We start from the raw sequence: 20,377 nt of genomic DNA on the forward strand, positions 1-20,377 counted from the left end.
AGCTTCCCTCTATGCAGGGAGAAGACTTCGAAAGGGCTTTCAAGCAGCTCCGCGACAAGGGCGTAAAGTTCTTCGAGGTTGTATTCCAGGATCTCGGAGGAGTTCTACGGGGCAGGGTTCTAAAGCCGGAGAAGCCCGACGACGTTGCGCGCGGCTTCAGGATAGACGCGTTCAGCACGGGTTTCAGCGGCGTCGAGGACTCCGACGCAACGTTGCTACCGGACCTCTCCACGCTGAGAGTATACGAGTCCTCGATAGGTAGGACAGGCTTCCTCATAGGGGACCTCTACCGCGGGGGCAAGCCCATGGAGACGTACCCGAGGAACCTGCTGAAGAAGTGGGAGGCGGAGTCCAGGTACAAGGTCCTGCTGGGGGCGGAGCTCGAGTTCTACCTGGCGAGGGACTACAAGCCAGTGGACAACGGCGGCTACATGTACGTCTCCCCCTACTCGACCGTGTACCCCGTGATCGCAGAGATAGTCACGAAAGCGGAGGAAGCGGGGCTAGCGCTGAAAGCCGCGCACCACGAGGTAGGCCCCGGGCAGTACGAGGTGTTACCGACGCCCATGAGCCCCCTAGCCCTCTCCGACGCCATAGTCTTCCTGAAGAAGCTCATATGGGAGGCTGCGAGCGCGAGAGGCCTCCAGGCCACCTTTATGCCTAAGCCCTTCAACGGTTTGCCGGGCAACGGGCTCCACGTGCACATCTCGGTGCACGACGGCGACAGGAACGTCCTCTTCGAGGACGGCGAGCTGACCGAGGAGGGCCGCTCCGTGATCGGAGGGCTACTGGCTTACACCGTCCCGCTTATACTGTTCACGAACCCCACTATTAACTCCTACAAGAGGCTCGTACCCGGCTTCGAAGCCCCGATCTACCTAACCTGGGGGAGGGGGAACAGGTCCACGATGATCCGGGTCCCGATGGGGCTTAGAGGCGCCTCGGGCGTCGTGGAGTACAGGCTACCGGACTCCTCCGGGAACGTGTACCTGAAGGCCCTCGCGGTCCTATACTCGGCGGAGAGGGGGCTGAGGGAGAGGGTAGACCCCGGGCCGGAGTGCAGGGTTAACGCCTTCCTCGCAGACGGGTACCCGCGCATACCGGGGACTCTCGGAGAAGCACTCGAGAAATCCCTGGAGTCTATCGGCAAGGCCCCGGAGCTAAGGGACCTGCTATCCAAGGTGGCCGAGCTCGAGAAAGGGGAGTGGCGCCGCTACTTGGAGGAGGCGGGCTCCCCAGAGGCCTCCGAAGTCACGGAGTGGGAGGTGAAGAGGTACTTCCTGGGCTGATACGCCCGGCTGGCGCGTGCGAGGTTTTCTTCGCCCAGCGCGCTACAGGGGCTTGAGGGACTCGAAGTACTTTTCTAGGTAGCGTTTGTTCGCCTCGTCGCCTCCCGGCACGTTCGCGCTCATCCAGACCTCGGGCTTCACCCCCGCCGAGAGGAGTTTCTGCACAGTCCTGGCTACGAGTAGCTGGAGTATGAAGGAGCACACGATCGTAGACACGGGCGCCACTTTTTGCTCGCACCCCTCTATCTTGAGGATCGCGTCGCCCTCGGGGACCTTGTTGTCTATAACGACGTCGGCTACCTCGTAGAGCCTCTTCCCGAGGGGGTTGCTCGGAGGCACCTTCCTGCTGTACTCCACGGAGGTTATAGCTATGACCTTGACTCCCCTGTTCCTCGCCTCTACCGCCATCTCGACGGGAACAGCGTTCTTCCCGGAGTTGCTCACAATTATCAGCGAGGAGTTCGGCTTTATAGGCGTGGAGTCGAGGAGCGCCTTCGCGTAGCCGGGCAACCTCTCCATGTACGTGCTCTTAAGCGCGCCGTTAAAGCCGGAGACGCTTAGGTCGAGGAGGGGGTAGACGCGTACAAGCCCTCCAGCCCTGTAGAACACCTCCATGGCCATCAGCATGGAGTGCCCGGTCCCGAACACGTAGATGAAGCCGCCGCTCTTCAAGGTATGGGCGAGGACCTCGGAAGCCTTTTCGAGGTTGAGCTTTTCCTCCCGGAGAATCCTGTCGAATATGCCTACAACGCCCCTGTAAAACTCGGTGTAGACGTCCTGCACCATTCGGTACCAAGCCTACATAGTACGGGTAAAGATATAAACGTTCGCATTGTACCGCGTCCGAGGGCTTATGAAGACCCTGAAGGTGAAGGTTTCCAATAGGAGCGGTCTGCACGCGAGGCCCGCGGCGGTCTTCGTTCAGACAGCCAGGAAGTTCAAGTCTAGGATAACTGTGAGGAAGCTGGACAAGGCGGCGGACTCCAAGAACATCCTACAGCTGCTCGCGCTGGGAGTGGACATGGGCGACGAGATAGAAATTGTGGCGGAGGGCCCCGACGAGGAGGAGGCCATAGCCGAGCTGGGAAAACTGCTCACAGAGGTTCTACCGTCCATAGACAAGTAAGAGTTACTCGAAGACCCTAATGCCCCTTCTCTCCAGGTAGCTCCTAGCCCAAGCTCTAACCTCCCTGGACGTGCTCGCGGACTCTACGACCTCCCTAACCTCCCTCGAAGCCTCCTCGAGGTCTATCCTCCTCACTACGTACTTCACCCTCCCGACGAAGACGGGGGCTACGCTCAGCCCCTGCACCCCGAGCCCCAGTAGGGCTGGGACGGCGAGGGTTCTGCTAGCCATCTCCCCGCAGACCTCGACCTCCGCCCTCCCGCCCAGCTTGTCCACAGCGTAGGCTATCAGCCTGAGAACTGCGGGGTTAAGCTCGTCGTACACCTTGCCGACGTGCGCGCTCCCCCTGTCCGCCGCCAGGACGTACTGCGTCAAGTCGTTGGTTCCGAAGCTGACGAAGCTCAAACCCCCCTTCTCGACTAGCTCGCGGCTGAGAAGCGCGGCGGAGGGGACTTCTACCATCACGCCCAGCCTCGGGACCCTCGCTTCGAAGCCCTCGCTCCTCAGCTCCTCCTCGGCCCTCCTGACCTCCTCCGAGAGCTCCTCGACCTCCTCGACCGTCGAGACCATGGGGAACATGAGCCTCAAGTCGCCGTGGACAGCCGCCCTCAGCGCCGCCCTGAGCAGCGGCCTGAGCAGTTTATCCCTGTACTCGAGCAGTAGGCGCGTACCGCGGAGCCCCAGCTGGGGGTTCGCCTCCTTCGGGAGCTCCAGGAAGTTCACAGGCTTGTCGCCCCCTATATCGGGAGCCCTGACCGTGAGGGGCCTGCCGCCGAGCACCTCCAGACTCTTCTTGAACAGCCCGTAGAGCTCCTCCTCGCCCGGCGCCTCCTGACGCACCATGTACGCGAACTCTATCCTGAAGAGCCCTATACCGCCGCACCCGTAGCCCGGAGCGGCTCTGACCTCCTCGAGCCCCCCGGCGTTGCACAACACGTCGACGCGGCGGCCGTCCAGCGTTACGGGCTCGAGCCCCTCCTCCTTCGAGAACAGCGCTAGCATTCTGTTGTACTCCTCGGCCAACGCCCCGTAGCGTTCCTCCTCCTCGGCCGTCGGGTTGACGAGGAGAACGCCGTTCACGCAGTCCAGCACCGCCTCGTCGCCGTCCCTGACGAGGCCAAGGTCGAGCTCTCCGGAGATCATGTAAGGCACTCCCTTGAGCCTCGCCAGTATGGATACGTGGGCCGTCAACCCTCCTTTACGGGTCACGAGGCCCGCCAACCCCTCCTCGGCAGCTTCCAGGAACTGTATCGGGTCGAGCTCCTCCGCCACAGCGATCCTCCCGGAGTAGCCCCCGCCGGCCGTCTTCCCACCGGTCAAAACCGAGACGAGCCTGGACGCGAGGTCCCGGAGGTCCTGCACTCTGAGCGCGAAGAGCTCGCTACCGCTCTTCAGCATCTCGGCGTACTTCTCGTAGACGCTCTTCACCGCGTACTCGGCGGAGAGGGAAGAGGACTTCACGAGCTCCCCCGCCTCGGCTACGAGGGATTCCAGCATCAACAGCTGTGCGTCCACGATCTCGCGCTCCGCGGCCGGCAATACCCTCTTAAGCTCTTCCAGCCTCTCCCTAACGAGCGAGCCAGCCCGCGACAGCCTCTCGAGCTCCCCCTCGACATCGCCGACGCGCCTCTCCTCGACTAGCCCGAGCACGTCGACAGCGCGCACGACGAGTAGACGTCCTCTGGCAACCCCCTGAGAAACCACCTGGCCTCTAAACTTCAGGCTTTGAGGCACGCTAAACAACTTCAGGACCCCTTATTTAAGCCTGTGCACACCTTTAAGTAGGAGTTCTCCGCAACATACCCCGGGTGGGGCTGTTGAGAGTACTCGTGAAGAACGCCCACGTTCTCACCCCTCTGGGCGACCTCGGGGTCGTCAACGTGATGGTGAAGGACGGCGTCGTCGAAGGCTTCGACGTCGAGGCTGTCCCCGATAGGGTCGTAGACGCGGAGCGCTACTACGTCGCGCCGGGCTTCATAGACACGCACATACACGGCTACGGAGGCGTAGACGTAACCGAAGCCAGCGCGGAGGAGATACTCGAAATGTCCGGCGGGCTCGCGGAGCACGGGGTCACGGGTTTCCTCGCATCGACGGTGGCGGCGCCCCACGAGAGACTCCTCCAGGCGTGTAGCAACGTCGCCGCGGCGAGCTCGCGGTGGAGCCCCTCAAAGGGGGCGAGGATCCTCGGAGTCCACCTTGAAGGTCCATACCTCAACCCGAAGATGAAGGGGGCTATGAACGAGCAGTACTTCCGCAAGCCTAGCCTAAGGGAGCTCGACGAGTACGTCTCGGCGTCGAGGGGCCTCGTGAGGCAGGTCACAGTAGCCCCCGAAGTCGAGGGTGCCTTGGAGTTCATAGAGGAGGCGAGCAGGAGGGGCATCACGGTGAGCGTAGGGCACACGGACGCCACGTACGAGCAGGCGCTCAGGGCGGTCGAGGCGGGAGCCCGGAAGGCGAACCACATCTTCAACCAGATGAGGGGCTTCCACCACAGGGAGCCTGGCACCGCCATGGCGTTACTCCTAGATACGGACGTCTTCGTGGAGATGATAGTGGACTTCGTGCACCTACACCCGGCGACCGTGAGGCTTGTTTACCGCCTGGCGGGCCCCCTGAGGACAGTGCTCATAACTGACGCAGTGCGCGCGGCGGGGCTCCCCGACGGCGAGTACACCCTCGGGGGCTTGCGGATAGTGGTGAAGGAGGGGGTTTCCAGGCTGGCAGACTCGGGGGCTCTCGCCGGCTCGACGCTCACGATGGACAGGGCGGTCAGGAACATGACGAAGGTGGGTGCGAACACTCTCGAAGCCCTGACGATGGCGAGCTACACCCCGGCGAAAAGCGTAGGGGCTCTTGGAAGGGAGAGGGTCGGCCTGCTCAGACCCGGGTACGCGGCGGACATGGTAGTCCTAGACGAGAGGCTAGAGGTTAAGAAAACGATTATAGCCGGAGAAGTCGTGTACGAGGCTTGAGGCGAGGCGGATGGGGGGCATATTCGGGGCCGTGTCTAGGAGCGGCGGGAACGTCGTCCCGCTCGTCGTGACAGGCCTCGAAAGGCTGAAGTACAGGGGCACCGACAACTCGGGAATAGCCGTAGCCCGAGAAGGGCGCCTAGAGGTCTACAAGGACACAGGGCCCATAGACGTGGTAGCGCGCAAGCTAGGCCTCGACAAGCTCCAGGGTAGCGTAGCCCTCGGGCACACGCGCTACGCCACTCACGGTAGGCCTACAGCCGAGAACGCCCACCCCCACGTCGACTGCGGGAGACGCTTAGCGGTAGTCGGCGACGGCTCTATCTCGAACTACGAGGAGCTGAAGGACAAGGTGTTACTCAACGGGCACAGGCTAACGTCGAGGAGCGACTTCGAAGTCGTGGCCCACGTCCTGGAGGAAGCGTTCAGGGAGGGCCGCGCCCCCGAGGCTTTACCGGGAGTGCTCTCCGAGAAGCTGCAGGGCTTCTTCGCCGTAGCCTTCCTGGACGCATCCACGGGTAGCATCTACGCCGCGACGACGGGGCCGCAACTCTTCCTCGGCGCGTCCCGGGAACTCTTCCTCGTATCTACGAGCAAGTACGCTATGCACGGCTTCGCGGAGCGCTACAGGGAGGTGAGGAGGGGCGAGGTAGTCCGGGTCTCCAGCGAGGGAGTCGAGGTGTACACGGGCGCGGGGGTCGGGGGGCTCGGGGAACTACAACCCTTGCATCTCGACCCCTCCCTTGTGGAGAAGAACGGCTACAAGCACCACATGCTCCGGGAGATATACGAGGTGCCCGAGTCCCTTATGAGGACCCTGAGCTCCGTGCAGAAGAAGTACCTCCAGCTCGCGGCAAGGCTCGTTACAGGCGCGGACAACGTCTACATAATCGCCAACGGTACGAGCCTGCATGCGGGGATGGTCGCTTCCTACTACTTCTCGGAGCTCGTAGGGGTAAACCCCGTAGTGGTCAGCGCGGCGGAGTTCCCGCTCTACTACCTCGAAAACATAGGCCCCGGCAGCCTGGTCCTAGCGATATCCCAGTCCGGCGAGACGGGGGACGTGCTCTCCTCCCTCTACGAGGCGAAGCTCCGCGGGGCGACGATACTGGGCATAACGAACTACGTGGGCTCGCGGCTCGCCCGCCTCTCAAACCTCTACCTCCCGATAGCGGCCGGCCCCGAGCTAGCGGTTCCGGCGACGAAGACCTTTACCTCTACTCTGCTACTGCTGTACCTGGTGGCCCTCAGGGCGTCCAGGCAGGAGGGCAGGATAGACGAGGACACGCTTAACTCGAAGCTAGCCGCGGTAGCCGAGGCGGCGCGGCAACTCGGGGAGTGGCTACCCAAGGTTGACTCGGAGGCCTCCAAGGCGGCAAACGAGGTATCCGAGTGCAGGGGAGGCTACGTGGTGTCGAGGGGGCTTACCTACCCGCTCGCGCTCGAAGGGGCCTTGAAGCTGAAAGAAGCCTCCTACTTCCACGCCGAGGGGGTAGAGGCGGGCGAGTTCAAGCACGGTCCATTCGTACTCGTCGAGAAGGGCTTCGGCGTGGTATTCGTCGTACCTGTCGAGAAAGTCTCCGCCGAGGCTACCTACCCGCTAGTCGGGATGGCTCTGGAAGCCGGCGCCAAGGTCGTAGCGGTAGGCTTCGCCGGAGACCAGAGCCTGGAAGCCCTCTCGGAGAAAGGCGCCGCCGTCGTAGCCGCGCCGCCCGCGGAGAGGCACCTCGCGCCGATAGTCCTGGCGGTTCCCCTGCAGCTACTGGCCTACAGGCTGGGCGAGAGGCTTTCAAGACCAATCGATTCCCCGCGCTACCTGACGAAAGCCGTTACCCAGTGACGCCGGAATGGCGGCTATAGGGGTAGCCCTCGGAGCCGTACCCATAACCCCCTCCCCGCCCGCGGGCCACGAGCTCGCAGGCTACATAGCCAGGCAGGGGCGCTCGCTCGGAGCCCACGACGACGTCGAGGCTAGGTGCATGCTTATAGACTGGCAACCGGCAGTCCTGCTGGTAAACCTAGACCTTCTCGGCGTCGACTCGGGGATAGTTGAAACCGTTCACAGGGTGGCGGAAAGGGAGGTCGGGGCGGTGGAGGTCGTTGTAAGCGCTACGCACACCCACTCCGCGCCAGCAACACTCTTCACAAACCCACTGCTGACGTTCGGGGGGAGTTTCCTGCGCCGAGACTACCTGGCATACTTCGAAGAGAGGCTCAGAATCCTTTTTCAGGACCTCGCGGGGAGGGTTGAGCGGCACGATGTACTCGTAGGGAAGGGATCCGTGAGCGGCGTGGTTACGGACAGGGAGGATCCAGGCAGAAAGGTGGACGACGAGGCACTGGTAGTCGTGTTTAAAAGGGGGCTCCAGACGGCTGGGTACCTGCTTAACTACGCGGTACACCCCACGGTTCTGGGCCCCGACAACCTGCTGATCTCGAAGGACCTCGTAGACCCCGTCCTCAGGTACCTGGGCGCGGCGTGGAAAGCGGGGGTAGGCTTGTTCCTGAATGGCGCGGCTGCAAACGTGTCTACCAGGTTTACGAGAAGGGGGCAAACATTCGAGGAAGCAGAAAGGCTCGGAAAGCTACTCGTGGACCAACTCCTCCTGTTACCTCTTAGAGGCATGCCCGGGGATGCCGCAGAGGTGGATTTACAAGCCAAAAGGGTCAGTGTGTCCTTTAGGCAACCGTCGCCGGAGGAACTGTCAGCAGCGTTACGCGTGGGTGCAGGGTCGGCGCACCCCAGGGTGAGGGAAGCTATCCTCGAAGGCGTGAAAGCGCTGGAGAGGATAACCCCCTACCTATCCTCCGCTGGGCGCAGCGAGGTCGAGCTACGTGTTCTCAGGATAGGGTCCTTGAGGCTTCTCTTCGCGCCCTTCGAGCTCCACTCCGACTTCTCTCTACGACTGAAGCGGTTTGCCGGATCCGGTAAGCTGGGGCTCGTAGGCTACTCGGGGGAGTATCTAGGCTACCTCGTCCCAAGGGACTACGCGCTCGGCTATGAGTCTGTCATGCAGGTTCTCGACGAGGAGAGCTCGGAGAGGGTTTTAAGGGGGTTAGAGGAGGTGTTAGACTTCGATCCACTTCCCGCTTGAACTAGACTCGTAGACGGCGTCGAGAAGTTTTTGGCTCCGGACACCGTCACTAATTGTCGGGTGGTAGTCTTCCCTCAGCCCCGAGAGGTACTCGAAGAAAGTCTTGTAGAGTATCACGTAGGAGAACACCCAGCCCTCGAAACTCTTGGGTAGAGGCCAGGCAAGGTCGCCGTAGATCTCCTCGTAGCCCTTAACTATTTTCTCTGTCCTCCCTGTTTCGCGCCGGTAGAGGTGGAGGACGTGGGGCTCGCTTAGCGAGAACCTCGCACCACCCCTATCCCCGTAAACCTCTACCCTCATTTGCTCCTCGAAGCCCGGCGATACTTTCGAAGCCTCTACTGAGCCCACAGCCCCAGCCTCGTACTCCAGTACTGCGAAGCCAATATCCTCTGTATCAACCCTCCTCTTCAACCCCGTAGCGGGGTCTACCCTCTCGCCGACAAGCGTGTAAACCTTGCCGAAAACCCTCCTAACCCTCCCCCCAGTCACGTACTCAGACAAGTCGAGTACGTGCACACCTATATCCGCGAAAACCCCTCCACCAGCCACGCTCCTATCCATCCTCCACTCAAACGGTGTATCCTTGTAGGCATGCTTCGCGTGCGCTATAACCCCCCTGAACTCCAAGAAGTCGCCAAGCTCTCCCCGCACGACAAGATCCCTCAAAACCTGTATCCCCGGTGTAAACCGGGATACAAGGCAAACAGCGACACTCCTACCAACCCTCCTCGAGTATCTCTCAATCTCCTCGGCTTCCCGAGCATTAAAAGCGACAGGCTTCTCGAGCACAACGTTAAACCCCCTCTCGAGTGCCCTCAAAGCGTAGGGGTAGTGCGTGTTGTTAGGAGAAGCTATACCGACAACGTCCAAATCCTCCCCGAAGAACTCCGACTCACTCGTAGTCCACTTCTCGAAGCCATACTGCCTAGCAAGAGCCTCCGCGTGAGCAGGAGTCCTGCTAAACACAACCCTCAACTCAACCTCGGGGAAGCCGCTCCTCCTCACAACCCTCCCAAGACTAGACAAGGAGAATGCCTGAGCAGAAGCCGACCACCCAGAGCCTATAAGCCCAACCCTTATCCTCATTAAGCACACCTAGAATTTCAGTTTTCTAAGCTTCTCCTCGAGGTCGACGGGTTTCGGCGGGAAGTCTGGGAGCTGCTGGTAGTAGACCTTTATGCCCATGTCGAGGAGTCTTAGTAGCGCTTTGTGCTCCTCCGGTCCCACGTCGAACGTCTTCTCTACTTTGACGCGCCCAGCCCTGTAGCCCATCTGCCCCGCCAGTATCCAGTCCACCTTTACGCCGGACTTTTCGATGAAGGCTAGCACGTCGATCGGGTTTTCGAAGAGCATTAAAACCCTGGTGTTATTCCCTACGTTCCTCGCCTTGGCGGCGGCCTCCTCTACCTTTAAAACCTCCACGGAGATGCCTGGAGGCGCCAGCATTATTTGCAACTGCTTCAAGGCTGGGTTTCCCGCTATTTTATCGTTGACAACCCATATGGCGTTTGCCTCGAACTTCTTCGTCCACGCGGCCGTTACCTGCCCGTGGATAAACCTGTCATCTATACGGATAAAGATGTTCTGCTTTTTCTCCATATCACCCACCTGCAAGCTTTTTGGATAACGGTCACCTCTTTCTAAAAATCTTTTCCGGAGGGACCCTCTTCCTTTTTACCCGTTAACTCCCGGAGCCCTGGACCTACGAATGCCCTTACACCCTCCATGCCTGCGCTTTTTGCTCCAAGAACGAGCGACTCCAGGTCTTCGTCCTGGGAGGATAGGAGCTGTATAACCATTGCCATGTTGAAGCCTGTAATCACCGCTTTCACCTTGGATTCCTGTAGGAGCATGAGTGCCGCCTTGCTTGGTGTCCCCCCGAAGAGGTCCGCTAAGACTATAGTGTCCCCGTCAACCCTGCTCGCAAGCTTCTCGTAGTAGTTTTCGAAGCTTTCACCTTCCAGGAGCTCGACGCAGTCGGTGACTTCTTTCACGGAGACCCCTAGGATCATCGCGACTGCCTCCCGCATGGCACAGCCTAGCCCTCCGTGCGAGGCAAACACTACTCTCAAGGCTCTCACCTCAAGTGGGACATCGCGACACGCCTATATGTGTGTCTAACACCCCTCACCGCTACCGATAGTTCGAGTATGTTCTCAGGCACGGCGACGCCCATCCTGTACCCGGAGTCTCCTATGTGGTGTATGTCGCAACCGCATGCCTTCGAGGCCAACCCTATCTTCCTGATTACGGAGCTACTCGAGCCTTCCTGGGAAGTGCCGATCGCGCACATGAGGAGAGCGTCGTACTTGTAGACCAGCCGCGCCACGGCGCTTACTCTTTCCGGGAGAGACCCGGGGACGGTGTAAGGGGCAGGCACGACTACGCCGTCGGCGCCCGCCGCTAGCACGTCCTCTATCAGTTTCAGGTCGTAGATGTCCTCGCCGCGAATCCCCCCGCTGTGCATCTTACCCCCGAACACCAGTGCTCTCTCGCCGACTATGCGCTTCGAAGCTTCGACCCCCTCCCTGATCCTGGACCACGTTACGCCGAGACCGGGGTTACCAGTCACCACTATGAGTCTAGAACCCTGCTCGATGCTCTTTTCGATGCTTCGCGGCGACAGCCTCCTCCCCTCGGGTATAACGCCCGGATCCACGGGTTCAAGGTTATTTCCAACGAATCTCTGCAGGAACTCGGAGAGATCCGAGATGCTCGCGTACTCCTCCGGCACCCCCTCTACCCTGGGGTTAAAAACGTCGTACATGTTCAACAGGACCATGTCCGCCCCGAAGGACGCCGCTAGCTCTACGTTGGAGACTCCATCCACGAGTGGAGGAGACTGGACGACGACTTCCGCGCAGATAGTCCTACCCTCGGAGCTTACGACGGAAGACTTGAAGTCTTTAGCTGAAATCTTTGCAAGCTCCCTACCACTCAGATCTAATACTCTTTTCGCCATTCCGGGTGAACCTGAAACTAAGCCCACCGAATTAAGTTTTCGTCGTAAAGCACAATCTTTATAAATAGGTTGGTAAAAGCCTATTTGTATGGCGACCATAGGCCCACTCGAGGTAGGGCTTCTAGGACTGCTAGCCTTCATCTTCGGACTGGACTACATCTGGGTAACACCTCTCGGAATCTGGCGCCCCGTGGTCGCGGGGACCCTCACAGGCATTATTCTAGGAGACCCCTTGACAGGGCTACTCGTAGGCTCGCTACTAGAGTTCGTGTTCGCTGGGCTATTCACGATAGGAGGCGGGACCGTTCCGGAGGCTGCTAGCGGGACGATAGCCTCCGTGGTTGTCGCCGTTACTACGGGGTTAAAGCCTGAGGCGGCGGTACCGCTGGCTATACCCGTAGCAGTGCTTACAATGAACTTGGAGATAGTTGTCAGGTCTTTCGACGCGGTGTTCACGCACTGGGCTGACAGGGAGATAGAGAGGGGGAACTACGGGGCAATCCCCCTGATAAACATTCTCGGCGCGGTACCATGGGGGCTCAGCAGGGCAATACCTATCTGGCTATTCGCGGGAGCCTTAGCCATAAACCCACAGGCCGTTAAAGCGGCGATAGATGCCCTCCAAGTGGTTCAAATCGGACCCTTCACGGTGCGCTTCTGGGACGCGATGGCAGTCGCGGGCGCCGTACTCCCAGCGCTCGGTGCCGCCATTCTAATGAAACTCATGATCTCGCGTAGGAACGTGATGTTCTTTGTACTCGGCTTCGCTCTCGCAGCCTACCTGAAGCTAAGCCTCCTGGCGATAGCCCTCGTAGCGGGATCCATAATCTTCGCTATCTACTACTTCACCCACCGCGAGGCATTGGAGGCTGGAGCCGCGGTAACCACAGCGGCACCACCCACCGGCAAGGCAACGACGAAGGACTTCATAAGGTGGTTCGGGGTCTCATGGTTCATACAGTCGTCCTGGAACTACGAGAGAATGATGGGGACAGGCTTCGCGCACGGTATGCTTGAAATAGAGAAGAAGCTTAGAAAGGACCCGGAGGAGCTGAAGTCCTGGATGAGGCTACACAACGAGTTCTACAACACCGAGCCCCACCTCCACAACGCCATTTACGGGATGGTGATATCCCTAGAGGAACAGGGGGCGGATCAGGATACGATAAGAGGAGTCAAAACAGCGCTTATGGGTCCATTCGCAGGGCTCGGAGACTCGATAATGTGGTTCACGATCCTCCCGATAGCGTTCCTCTTAGGAGCCTCGCTGGGAGCCCAGGGCAACATACTCGGCCCGGTAATAGCGCTACTGATATGGATACCAGTCTCCTGGGCCGTTAAGTACTACACGCTCGTCTACGGGTACAAGTACGGCTTATCCCTGGCGGAAATACTCAAGGGAGAAGTCCTGAAGATATTTAGGGAGGGTATAGCAGCCTTCGCGATGGCAATGGTCGGAGGAATCGCGGCGACATACGTCAGGGCGACAACCCCGATAGTACTGGCCCAGTACGCTGGTCACGCCATTAAGCTACAACCAGTACTGGACCAGTTGATGCCATCCCTGCTCCCACTGCTCTTCACCCTCTACGCCTACTGGCTAATAAAGGTCAAAGGCTACAGCTACGGTAAAGCCGTCGTCATACTCTTCCTCACGGCATTCATACTCGCACTGCTAGGAGTACTCGGTTAAAACAATTTTAATTCCTTTTTTTGTAAACGTTATTTACGCTAAGGTTGCCACTGAAAGACTCAGCTATAGCTCATACGGTTAACTATCTCCTCGATTACTCTTACCACGCAGTCCCCGTACTTCTCTTCGCAAACTATGTCCGCTTTCTCCTTGACTTCTCGCGCGGCGTTCCCAACGGCCACCTTGACCTTCGACTTTTGGAAGAGCGGTAGGTCCGTGCGGCTATCTCCGATGCTTACTATCATGGCGTCGCTCCACCCAGTCAGCTTGAGAAGCCTCTCGAGACCCACACCCTTATCGATGCCCCTAGGCATGAACGCATACGTCCGCGAGCCGACCTTCGCGAGGTCGTACCCGAAGGCTCCCAGCTTCTCCCTAGCAACTCTCTCCGCTACCTGGAGTTCCTCCTCGTCGACGTAGTACAGCACTCTCCCCTCGTTTACAGCCGGTACGCTTTCCCTGAGTACTGCCCGGAGCCTATCCCACCCCCACGGCTTGAATATAACCTCCAATGCTTCGGGCAACGCTACGACTGAGCCCACCTCCAGTATGAGCGCGTCTACGAGCCAGAGCTTACCCACGAACCTCGATATGTCCTCCAGGGGTCGCGCCGTCGCTATAACGAACTTGAAGGGGTACTTTGCTTTGAGCTCTTCGAGCTTCTCCAAGACGCGGGGCTCCACCTCTCTGTTCTCCTCGGCCAGCGTACCGTCGTAGTCGGACACCACGATCCACTCGCCGCTCATCACGTATGCTACGCGTGGAACAGCTATATCTGTAGCGCGCGTCTACGGCTGGGTGGAGCCTTGGGATGCTAGCTCTAGGATAACCATTGTCTGGATGTCCCGCGTTAACACGGATTTCCAGGCTTCGCTGAGCGATACCAGGGCCAGGACCCCTACGGGCTCGGCGTCCGCCTCGTCTATGAGGCTTAAGAGAGCCTTCAAGGTTCTACCGGTTCGCAACAGGTCGTCGACTATCAGAACCCTAGCCCCCCTCTCTAGCAGGCTCGAAGGCACGTACAGGGGGACTACGCTCGGCGGGTCGCGCTGGAACAGGTAGGCAGTTAGGTACTTCATCGAGGGGCTCTCCCTCTCCCTCCTCGCGACTGCAAGCCTGGCGTCGAGCGCCCACGCGGCGAAGGACGCTAGGGGTATCCCGTTCACGGCGGCTGTAAGCACCACGTCTACGCCCCTGAAGAACGTGGGGTAGGCGCTCGCAACAGCCGCCGAGAGGACTTCTACGTCGTACGCCAGCTGTGCAACGTTCACTACGCCGTTCTCGTCCATGGATATCTTCTTCGAGAGGATCTCGCGAAGCAACCCCCTCCTCTTAAGCGCGACGAGGATATGCACAGCCTTTAGGCTCGGGGGAAGGGAGTGCCCAGCCGCGTACCTGGATAGCTCTGACGGCGATACCTCTACCTTCTCCTCCCTCAAAGCCCTGTAGACCTCCTGTAAGGGTACGTACGACTTCAGGCTTCTCAGAACCCTCGATGCGAGTATCCTCGGAACCTCCGCCTCGCTCCTAGAGATGGGCATGTTTTCACTTATCACAAAGTTATATATAAGCTTTTCTATTAAGCTCAGAGAAAAATTTATAAAAAGAGATGCGCAACCGTTCACGTGACGGAGAAAGTAAAAAGGAAAGTAACCTGGATGCACATAGTGACGTTCGTGTTCGCTACAGCAGTCGCCTACGTGCTCGCAGTGGTCTCAAGCCTGATATTCCCCGTCCTCGGCGCTCCGGGAGTCTCCGCCCTCTACGTGGCAGCCGCGGTATACGTGCCTCTAGGCGTGTGGATGGGGGCTTGGGGCGCCCTTGCAGGCTACTTTAGCTGCTTCTTCCTGGGGCTATACCCCTCCGGCTACACAGTGGTGCAGTCGCTCGTATGGTCCTTCGCGGACTTCCTCGAAGCCATAGTGCCAGCCTTCCTTTTCCGGGCCCTGAGGGTAGACCCGGACTTCACGGTGAAGAGGGGGTGGGCGGCTAAGCTCTTCCCAGTGCTGATCTCGCTTGGCTCCATCGTGCTGTTGCTGGGGATAGTCGTACAGGTGCTCTGGGGTAGCCTGGGCGAGCCGTTCACGAGCATCTACGTCTACTCGGTTTACACGGGCCTAGCCCTAGCAGTGCTGGGGCTCCTCGTGGGTCTCGCCGTCGGGAACGCTAAGACATGGGCTACGTACATAGTCGGGGTAGTCTTAACGTCGTTCATCTCCGGGCTATGGGGAGCCGGGACTCTTACTCTCTTCAACTTCCCACCACCCCTACCCGCGGCGGCCTTCTGGCCTGTGTTCGTAGGGTGGGTTGTAGGCGACCTCATAGTGCTCTCCGTCCTATCCACGGCGCTGCTAGTAGCGCTCACGCCGGTCTTCAAGCGTACTGGGCTCTACGTCGAGGGATGGTGGGCGTAAGGGATGCCGACGATACTCGGAGAGTTGACGGGCTTCGAAGCGGAGAGCAAGCTGTACATGGGGCTAAGCCCCCTCGTTAAAATAGTGGTTCCTCTTTCTTTCTCCCTCGACGTGCTCCTAGTGAAGGACGTTCCATCGGCTGCGGCGCTGACCCTGGCTGTCTTTCTAGTTGTTCTGGCGGTAAAGGTTCCCTTGAGGGTCGTGAAGGGCTTCCTAGTCCTCATCGCAAGCCTAAGCGCTTTCATAGTTCTGAGCTTAACCCTCTTTACGAGCCTCCCGGGCAGGGTTCTCTTCGAGTACACGTTACTCTCAGTGAAGGCCGAGAAGGGGGTCCTCGCCTGGAGAATAGTAGTCACGGACGAGGCCCTTTCGAGGTCCTTCTTCTTCGTTCTCCGCATACTGGCGATGATACTCACGGCTACACTCTTCGTAGCTACGGTTAGCGACAGGGACGTTGTACGAGCCTTGAGGGGGCTCCGCCTCCCGCTGGGCGTCGCGGTCGCGGCTTCCCTCTTCTTCAGGGGGATAAGCATGTTCCTGGACGACTTCAGGGTGATCAGGGAGGCTATGATGGCGCGCGGCGTGGACTTCGAGAAGACGAGCCTTTACAGGAGGTTTTTCCTCTACGTCAACGCGCTCATCCCGCTGATATCACTCATGGTCAGCAGGAGCTACGAAGTCTCGCTGGCCCTCGAGTCGAAGGGATTATCGCCGCTGAGCGGCCCACGCGGCGGCTACGCGTTCGCGCTTACCCGGGCTGACCGCCTAGTCCTAGGGCTCGCCGCACTGCAGTTCGCATTACTGGCGGCGTGGTGGGTATGCGCGTAGTAGAAATCGAGGGGCTCAAGTGGAGGTACAGGGGGTCGCCGCACTACGCCTTGAACGGCGTAAACCTCGGCGTCGAGAAGGGCGAGTTCCTCGCGATCACAGGGCTAAGCGGGGCGGGCAAGACGACTCTCGTCCTCTCGATCCTCGGCATAATACCCCAGAGGCTCCCCGGCGAGTTCAGCGGCAAGGTGAAGGTCCTCGGCCTCTCCACGCTCTCGACGGACGTGACCATCATCGCGCAGAGAGTAGGCGTGGTGTTCGAGGACCCGGAGATACAGTTCGTCATGGGCACGGTGGAGGACGAGGTCGCTCTCTCCCTCGAAGCCATGGGGCTACCGCCGGAGGAAGTCAGGGAGAGGACGCTGTGGGCGCTGGAGCTCGTCGGGCTCGGCGCCGGCTTCCTCCAAAGGAACCCCTCGCAGCTCTCGGGGGGCGAGAAACAGCGGGTGGCGATAGCGTCCGCGGTCGCGAAGGAGCCGGAGCTACTCATACTCGACGAACCAACCTCGGACCTGGACCCCGCCGGCAAGGAGGAAGTCGTGTCGGCGATCGAGAGCCTGCGCAGGCAGCTCGACGTCACCATAGTAATGGTTGAACAGGAGCCCGACATCATATACAGGTTCGCGGACAGAGTGGTCGTGCTGGAGAAGGGCAGGGTCGCGCTCGAAGGCACCCCGCGCGAACTCTACCACAGAATGGAGGAGCTGAGGAGGCTGTCCCTGCGCCCTCCGGAGCTCTACGAGCTGTGCAGGGCCGCCGGCCTACGGGAACCGTCCCTGGAGGAGCTCGTAAGGCTCGCGGAGAAAGGGTTGCTCGACGGCTCCGTGTGCGGTGAGCCGCGCGGGCGGCGAGGAGGGCTCGAGGAAGTGGTGAGGGTTCAAGGCGTTACCCACGTCTACCCTGGAGGGATCAGGGCGCTGGACAACGTGACGCTCACCCTGTACTCGGGGGAGCTCGTAGCGCTGATGGGCCCCAACGGGAGCGGGAAGACCACGCTGGCAAAGGTGATCGCGGGGCTCGTGCGCCCGACGAGCGGGAGAGTCCTCGTAAGGGGGCGGGACGTCTCCAGCTACGGCAGGCTGGAGCTCTCGTCGATAGTGGGCTACGTCTACCAGAACCCCCAGCACCAGCTCTTCTGCCAGTCTGTCTACGAGGAGGTAGCGTTCGGCCTAAGGTTGCGCGGAGCAGGAGAGGGCGAGGTGAGGAAGGCGGTCGACGAGGCGCTGAGGCTCTTCAACCTGGAAGGCAAGGCAGAGGAGCACCCGTTCTTCCTGAGCAAGGGAGAGAAGAGGAGGCTCGCGCTTGCGAGTGTATACGCGCTGAACCCTTCTGTGCTGATAGTGGACGAGCCCACCACGGGGCAGGACAGAGCGTTCTCGGAGTACCTCTTCTCGACGCTGAGGAGGCTCGCGGAAGAGGGGAAAGCCGTAGTCGCGATAACGCACAGCGTCGACCTGGCCTCGGCGTACGCCGACAGGGTGGTCGTAATGTGTGGGGGCAGAATCGTAGCTGACGGCGAGCCGGACAGCGTGCTGGCAGACCCCGGTGTAGCGGAGAAGGCGAGGATCAAGCGCCCACTGAGGTACGTCCTCTGCAGGCAGAGCCGGCACGGCTAGAGCCTGGCGAAACTCGCAAGTATTTCTTCGTTGTAGACCTCCGGGTGGAACGCCAGGGCGTAGACTTCCCTATCCTTGACCTTGAAGAACACGTTTTCCCCCTCGCTCACGCCGAGCACCTCGACTGCGCTACTCGGCGCCGGTAGCTTTGAGGTAACGAAGTAGGCTTTCAGCTTCCCCGTCTTCGCGAGCCTGTTCTCTCTGACTACCTCTACCTCTCTGACCCCGATGACAAGCTTGTCCCTAAGCCCCACTCTGAACACGAGCGAGACTAGCTGGAGACCGGCGCATATGCCGAGCACCGGTCCTTCGAACTCCTTGACCCAGCTAAACCTATCCACGTACCTCAAGTAGTCGAAGTCCTTCAAAGCAGTCCCGGAGATAACCACCTTGTCGTACCTCTCCACGACGCCCGGGCCCACCTCCCTGTAGGATACGACCTCGTAGCTGTCGTACCTCCCGAGGATCCTCGCCAGCGGTTTAACGAACTCGTACTCGCTCAGCCTGTCCGCGCAAGTGCTCACTATGAGTATCACGTCAGACCCCCCTTCTCCTCCAGCCTAGCCCTCTTCACCCTGTAAACCCCCGAGTAGTTCGAGTAAACCTTCTCCGCTTCCAGCACGACTACCCTCTTCCTGTAGAAGGGGGCGTCGAGAACGGTGGTCTCGAGCTCTCCCCCCTCCCCGGCCATGCTGACACCGTACCTCTCCTTCAGCTTTCCCAGCTCCTCTACGAGCCCCCAGTCGACCCTCCTCCCGAGGAGGCTCGCGTCGAGGGGGTACGAGAAGACCCCCGAGACTATTACCTCGAAGCCGTTCTCGAGTAGCTCCCTGTAGACCTCGTACTCGTCCTCCAGCCACAGGGGGTTGAAGCACCAGAGGTCGAGCTCCCTGCAGACTCTCTGCACGCGGGTAGACTGGTAGGTAGACCTTATCGCCCCCGTCACGACGCCCTCCACGGCGTACCTCTCCACGGCTAATTCGAGCGCTCTCCTCAAGTCCTCCAGCTCCTCCTTCCTCCCCTCGCTCTCCACCTTCACGAGCGGTAGCCCTATCGCCTCCGCCTGTAGCTCCGTCAAGTGGATGTTGGGGACGTGGAACATGTAGCTCTCCGGGTTCCTCGACTCAACGGTAACGAGGCACGCCACCTCGTGGTGCCTCATAGCCCTGAACATAGCGAGGTGCGAGTCCTTGCCTCCAGAGAAGAGCACGGCGAGCCGCACGGCGCCACACCGTCCAGGAGCTACGGGCCGCAGTATTCCTCCGAGGAGGCCCTTTCCAGGCCGTCCACCCTCTTCCTGTAAACCTCTTCGAGCCAGTCGGGGTACCACCCTCTCTCCGCTAGGATGCTTCTCAGCTCCTCGAGCTTCGCGCGGGACCTCTCTAAGTGGCCCGGTATGCGCCCTCTCTCCAAGCCCTCGCCGTTGAAGAGCAAGCACTGTCTCTCGCTCCAGTCCCCGGGCTGATCCATTCCGGGGAAGTATTCCCCCACCATGTCCCTCAGCGTCCTCTCGTCTACAATGCCTCCTAGAACCTTGCCTCCCTTACCGTCGGGACCGTACAGTGGCATGTCGAACCTGTTCGAGGCAAGCGCGGCCACGTCCTGCATTGCTATGAACTTTGCGTCGAGGCCGACCTTCTCCGCCAGGGATGCCAGCCTCCTCAGCCCCTCCTCCGCGATAAAGCCGTACACGATTATCCTCCTCAGGTTAATGCCCTTTATCTCGGCGATCTTCAGGGTGAAGTTAACTGTTGCCTCCAGGGTCGCGCCAGTAGCCACGGTATCCGCTACGACGAGCGTATCGCTCCCCTTCGTAAACGCGCCTACAGAGGAAAAAGTGACGTTTCCCTCGCCGTGTTGCGAGTGGCTGGTAATCTTCACGAAGCCTTCCCGTAGCCTGGCCCCAGCCTTCGCGAGAGCCTCGTGCAGCATGTAGCCGGGCGACCCGCGCAGGACGTGTAGAAACATGAGCTCCTCGGAGCCCGCGAGCCTCAAGACGAGCTTAGCAGCCACCTCCGCCAGCGAGAAGGCCTCCGCGGAAAGCCTAGCCCCAACGATCTCCGGCATCGAGGCTATCCTGGCACCCTGAGGCGTGTCCAGGATGTAGACATCAGCCGCCACGTCGAGGTCAACCCTGAAGACTCTCGCCTCCCCGCCCGGAAGAAGGCCCTCCACGGGCTTCGTCAAGTCAAGCCTCGGACCAAACTCCTCCACGACCTCCCTCGCCGCCTTCTCAGCGTCGAACACGCCACACACCTCCGAGCTAATCACGCGCAGGTATATTAACTGATAGCGGACAAAGAAGCCTTTAGCTTTGTGCTAGGCGTAGAGGATCCAGGCGAGCTTCCATCGCTGTGGTGTGAGTGGAGGAGTGTTTGC

20 protein-coding genes are annotated in these 20,377 nt (G+C 60.1%); 9 read left to right on the forward strand and 11 right to left on the reverse strand.

Features of this window, described 5'->3' with window-relative positions; translation table 11 throughout:
- Positions 1-11: 11 nt before the first annotated feature.
- Positions 12-1,289, forward strand: coding sequence for a glutamine synthetase family protein (locus TPEN_RS05605; protein WP_011752753.1), 1,278 nt, complete (start codon positions 12-14; stop codon positions 1,287-1,289).
- A gap of 42 nt (positions 1,290-1,331) precedes the next feature.
- Here TPEN_RS05605 and TPEN_RS05610 read toward each other — a convergent pair whose 3' ends face one another.
- Positions 1,332-2,075, reverse strand: a complete 744-nt coding sequence (locus TPEN_RS05610; protein WP_011752754.1) for an SIS domain-containing protein — start codon at positions 2,073-2,075, stop codon at positions 1,332-1,334.
- A 67-nt stretch (positions 2,076-2,142) separates the two neighbouring features.
- On the opposite strand from TPEN_RS05610, the gene TPEN_RS05615 reads away from it, so the two are divergent.
- Positions 2,143-2,415 (forward strand): HPr family phosphocarrier protein, encoded by a 273-nt coding sequence (locus TPEN_RS05615; protein ID WP_011752755.1) that lies wholly within the window; start codon positions 2,143-2,145, stop codon positions 2,413-2,415.
- Positions 2,416-2,418: 3 nt separating this feature from the next.
- Here TPEN_RS05615 and ptsP read toward each other — a convergent pair whose 3' ends face one another.
- Entirely contained in the window at positions 2,419-4,149 is a 1,731-nt protein-coding gene (gene ptsP / locus TPEN_RS05620) for a phosphoenolpyruvate--protein phosphotransferase (RefSeq protein WP_052885196.1), read from the reverse strand.
- Between the two features lie 74 nt (positions 4,150-4,223).
- Here ptsP and nagA point away from each other — a divergent pair, with 74 nt between their 5' ends.
- From nagA to TPEN_RS05635, 3 genes are read left to right on the forward strand one after another with little or no spacing between them, the layout of a single operon-like run.
- A complete protein-coding gene (gene nagA / locus TPEN_RS05625) occupies positions 4,224-5,390 on the forward strand; it encodes an N-acetylglucosamine-6-phosphate deacetylase (protein WP_425358379.1) in 1,167 nt (388 codons plus the stop codon).
- Positions 5,391-5,400: 10 nt separating this feature from the next.
- Positions 5,401-7,230: a glutamine--fructose-6-phosphate transaminase (isomerizing) gene (glmS, locus tag TPEN_RS05630; RefSeq protein WP_011752758.1), complete on the forward strand. Its 1,830-nt coding sequence runs from the start codon at positions 5,401-5,403 to the stop codon at positions 7,228-7,230.
- A 7-nt stretch (positions 7,231-7,237) separates the two neighbouring features.
- Positions 7,238-8,485 (forward strand): hypothetical protein, encoded by a 1,248-nt coding sequence (locus TPEN_RS05635; RefSeq protein ID WP_011752759.1) that lies wholly within the window; start codon positions 7,238-7,240, stop codon positions 8,483-8,485.
- Here TPEN_RS05635 and TPEN_RS05640 read toward each other — a convergent pair.
- From TPEN_RS05640 to TPEN_RS05655, 4 genes are read right to left on the reverse strand one after another with little or no spacing between them, the layout of a single operon-like run.
- Positions 8,459-9,571 carry a Gfo/Idh/MocA family protein gene (locus tag TPEN_RS05640; RefSeq protein WP_011752760.1) on the reverse strand — a complete coding sequence of 371 codons (1,113 nt, stop codon included), beginning with the start codon at positions 9,569-9,571 and terminating at the stop codon, positions 8,459-8,461. The genes TPEN_RS05635 and TPEN_RS05640 overlap by 27 nt on opposite strands.
- 9 nt (positions 9,572-9,580) lie before the next feature.
- A complete protein-coding gene (locus TPEN_RS05645; RefSeq protein WP_011752761.1) occupies positions 9,581-10,084 on the reverse strand; it encodes a PTS sugar transporter subunit IIB in 504 nt (167 codons plus the stop codon).
- Positions 10,085-10,125: 41 nt separating this feature from the next.
- Complete coding sequence (locus tag TPEN_RS05650; protein ID WP_245534191.1) at positions 10,126-10,548, reverse strand: PTS sugar transporter subunit IIA; 423 nt, start codon at positions 10,546-10,548, stop codon at positions 10,126-10,128.
- A 14-nt stretch (positions 10,549-10,562) separates the two neighbouring features.
- The gene (locus TPEN_RS05655) at positions 10,563-11,447 is read right to left on the reverse strand and encodes a DUF7916 family protein (protein ID WP_011752763.1); all 885 of its coding nucleotides are present in this window, start codon (positions 11,445-11,447) and stop codon (positions 10,563-10,565) included.
- A gap of 88 nt (positions 11,448-11,535) precedes the next feature.
- On the opposite strand from TPEN_RS05655, the gene TPEN_RS05660 reads away from it, so the two are divergent.
- Positions 11,536-13,140, forward strand: a complete 1,605-nt coding sequence (locus TPEN_RS05660) for a PTS system mannose/fructose/sorbose family transporter subunit IID (protein ID WP_011752764.1) — start codon at positions 11,536-11,538, stop codon at positions 13,138-13,140.
- Positions 13,141-13,199: 59 nt separating this feature from the next.
- Here the strand turns inward: TPEN_RS05660 and TPEN_RS05665 are convergent, their stop codons facing one another.
- Together TPEN_RS05665 and TPEN_RS05670 are read right to left on the reverse strand one after the other, a co-directional pair.
- Complete coding sequence (locus TPEN_RS05665; protein WP_011752765.1) at positions 13,200-13,886, reverse strand: HAD family hydrolase; 687 nt, start codon at positions 13,884-13,886, stop codon at positions 13,200-13,202.
- Between the two features lie 42 nt (positions 13,887-13,928).
- A complete protein-coding gene (locus TPEN_RS05670; RefSeq protein ID WP_011752766.1) occupies positions 13,929-14,681 on the reverse strand; it encodes a phosphoribosyltransferase family protein in 753 nt (250 codons plus the stop codon).
- Between the two features lie 84 nt (positions 14,682-14,765).
- Between TPEN_RS05670 and TPEN_RS05675 the strand changes: the two genes are divergently transcribed.
- The 3 genes from TPEN_RS05675 to TPEN_RS05685 are packed head-to-tail and all read left to right on the forward strand — an operon-like array spanning position 14,766 to position 17,998.
- Positions 14,766-15,554, forward strand: a complete 789-nt coding sequence (locus TPEN_RS05675) for a hypothetical protein (protein ID WP_052885200.1) — start codon at positions 14,766-14,768, stop codon at positions 15,552-15,554.
- 3 nt (positions 15,555-15,557) lie between these two features.
- Positions 15,558-16,382, forward strand: a complete 825-nt coding sequence (locus TPEN_RS05680) for an energy-coupling factor transporter transmembrane component T family protein (protein ID WP_011752768.1) — start codon at positions 15,558-15,560, stop codon at positions 16,380-16,382.
- Positions 16,373-17,998 (forward strand): ABC transporter ATP-binding protein, encoded by a 1,626-nt coding sequence (locus tag TPEN_RS05685; RefSeq protein WP_011752769.1) that lies wholly within the window; start codon positions 16,373-16,375, stop codon positions 17,996-17,998. Before TPEN_RS05680 ends, TPEN_RS05685 begins: the two co-directional genes overlap by 10 nt.
- Here TPEN_RS05685 and TPEN_RS05690 read toward each other — a convergent pair.
- Genes TPEN_RS05690 through TPEN_RS05700 form a run of 3 tightly spaced genes read right to left on the reverse strand, consistent with a single transcriptional unit; the run spans position 17,995 to position 20,254 of the window.
- Positions 17,995-18,534, reverse strand: coding sequence for a glutamine amidotransferase-related protein (locus TPEN_RS05690; protein ID WP_011752770.1), 540 nt, complete (start codon positions 18,532-18,534; stop codon positions 17,995-17,997). The two genes, TPEN_RS05685 and TPEN_RS05690, sit on opposite strands and share 4 nt — an antisense overlap.
- Positions 18,531-19,220 (reverse strand): diphthine--ammonia ligase, encoded by a 690-nt coding sequence (locus tag TPEN_RS05695; protein ID WP_011752771.1) that lies wholly within the window; start codon positions 19,218-19,220, stop codon positions 18,531-18,533. The genes TPEN_RS05690 and TPEN_RS05695 overlap by 4 nt, the downstream gene beginning before the upstream one ends.
- A gap of 20 nt (positions 19,221-19,240) precedes the next feature.
- Positions 19,241-20,254, reverse strand: coding sequence for a hypothetical protein (locus TPEN_RS05700; protein ID WP_148677978.1), 1,014 nt, complete (start codon positions 20,252-20,254; stop codon positions 19,241-19,243).
- Positions 20,255-20,377 lie beyond the last annotated feature (123 nt).

Origin of the sequence: Thermofilum pendens Hrk 5 (assembly GCF_000015225.1) — an archaeon.
GTDB classification, from domain to species: domain Archaea; phylum Thermoproteota; class Thermoprotei; order Thermofilales; family Thermofilaceae; genus Thermofilum; species Thermofilum pendens.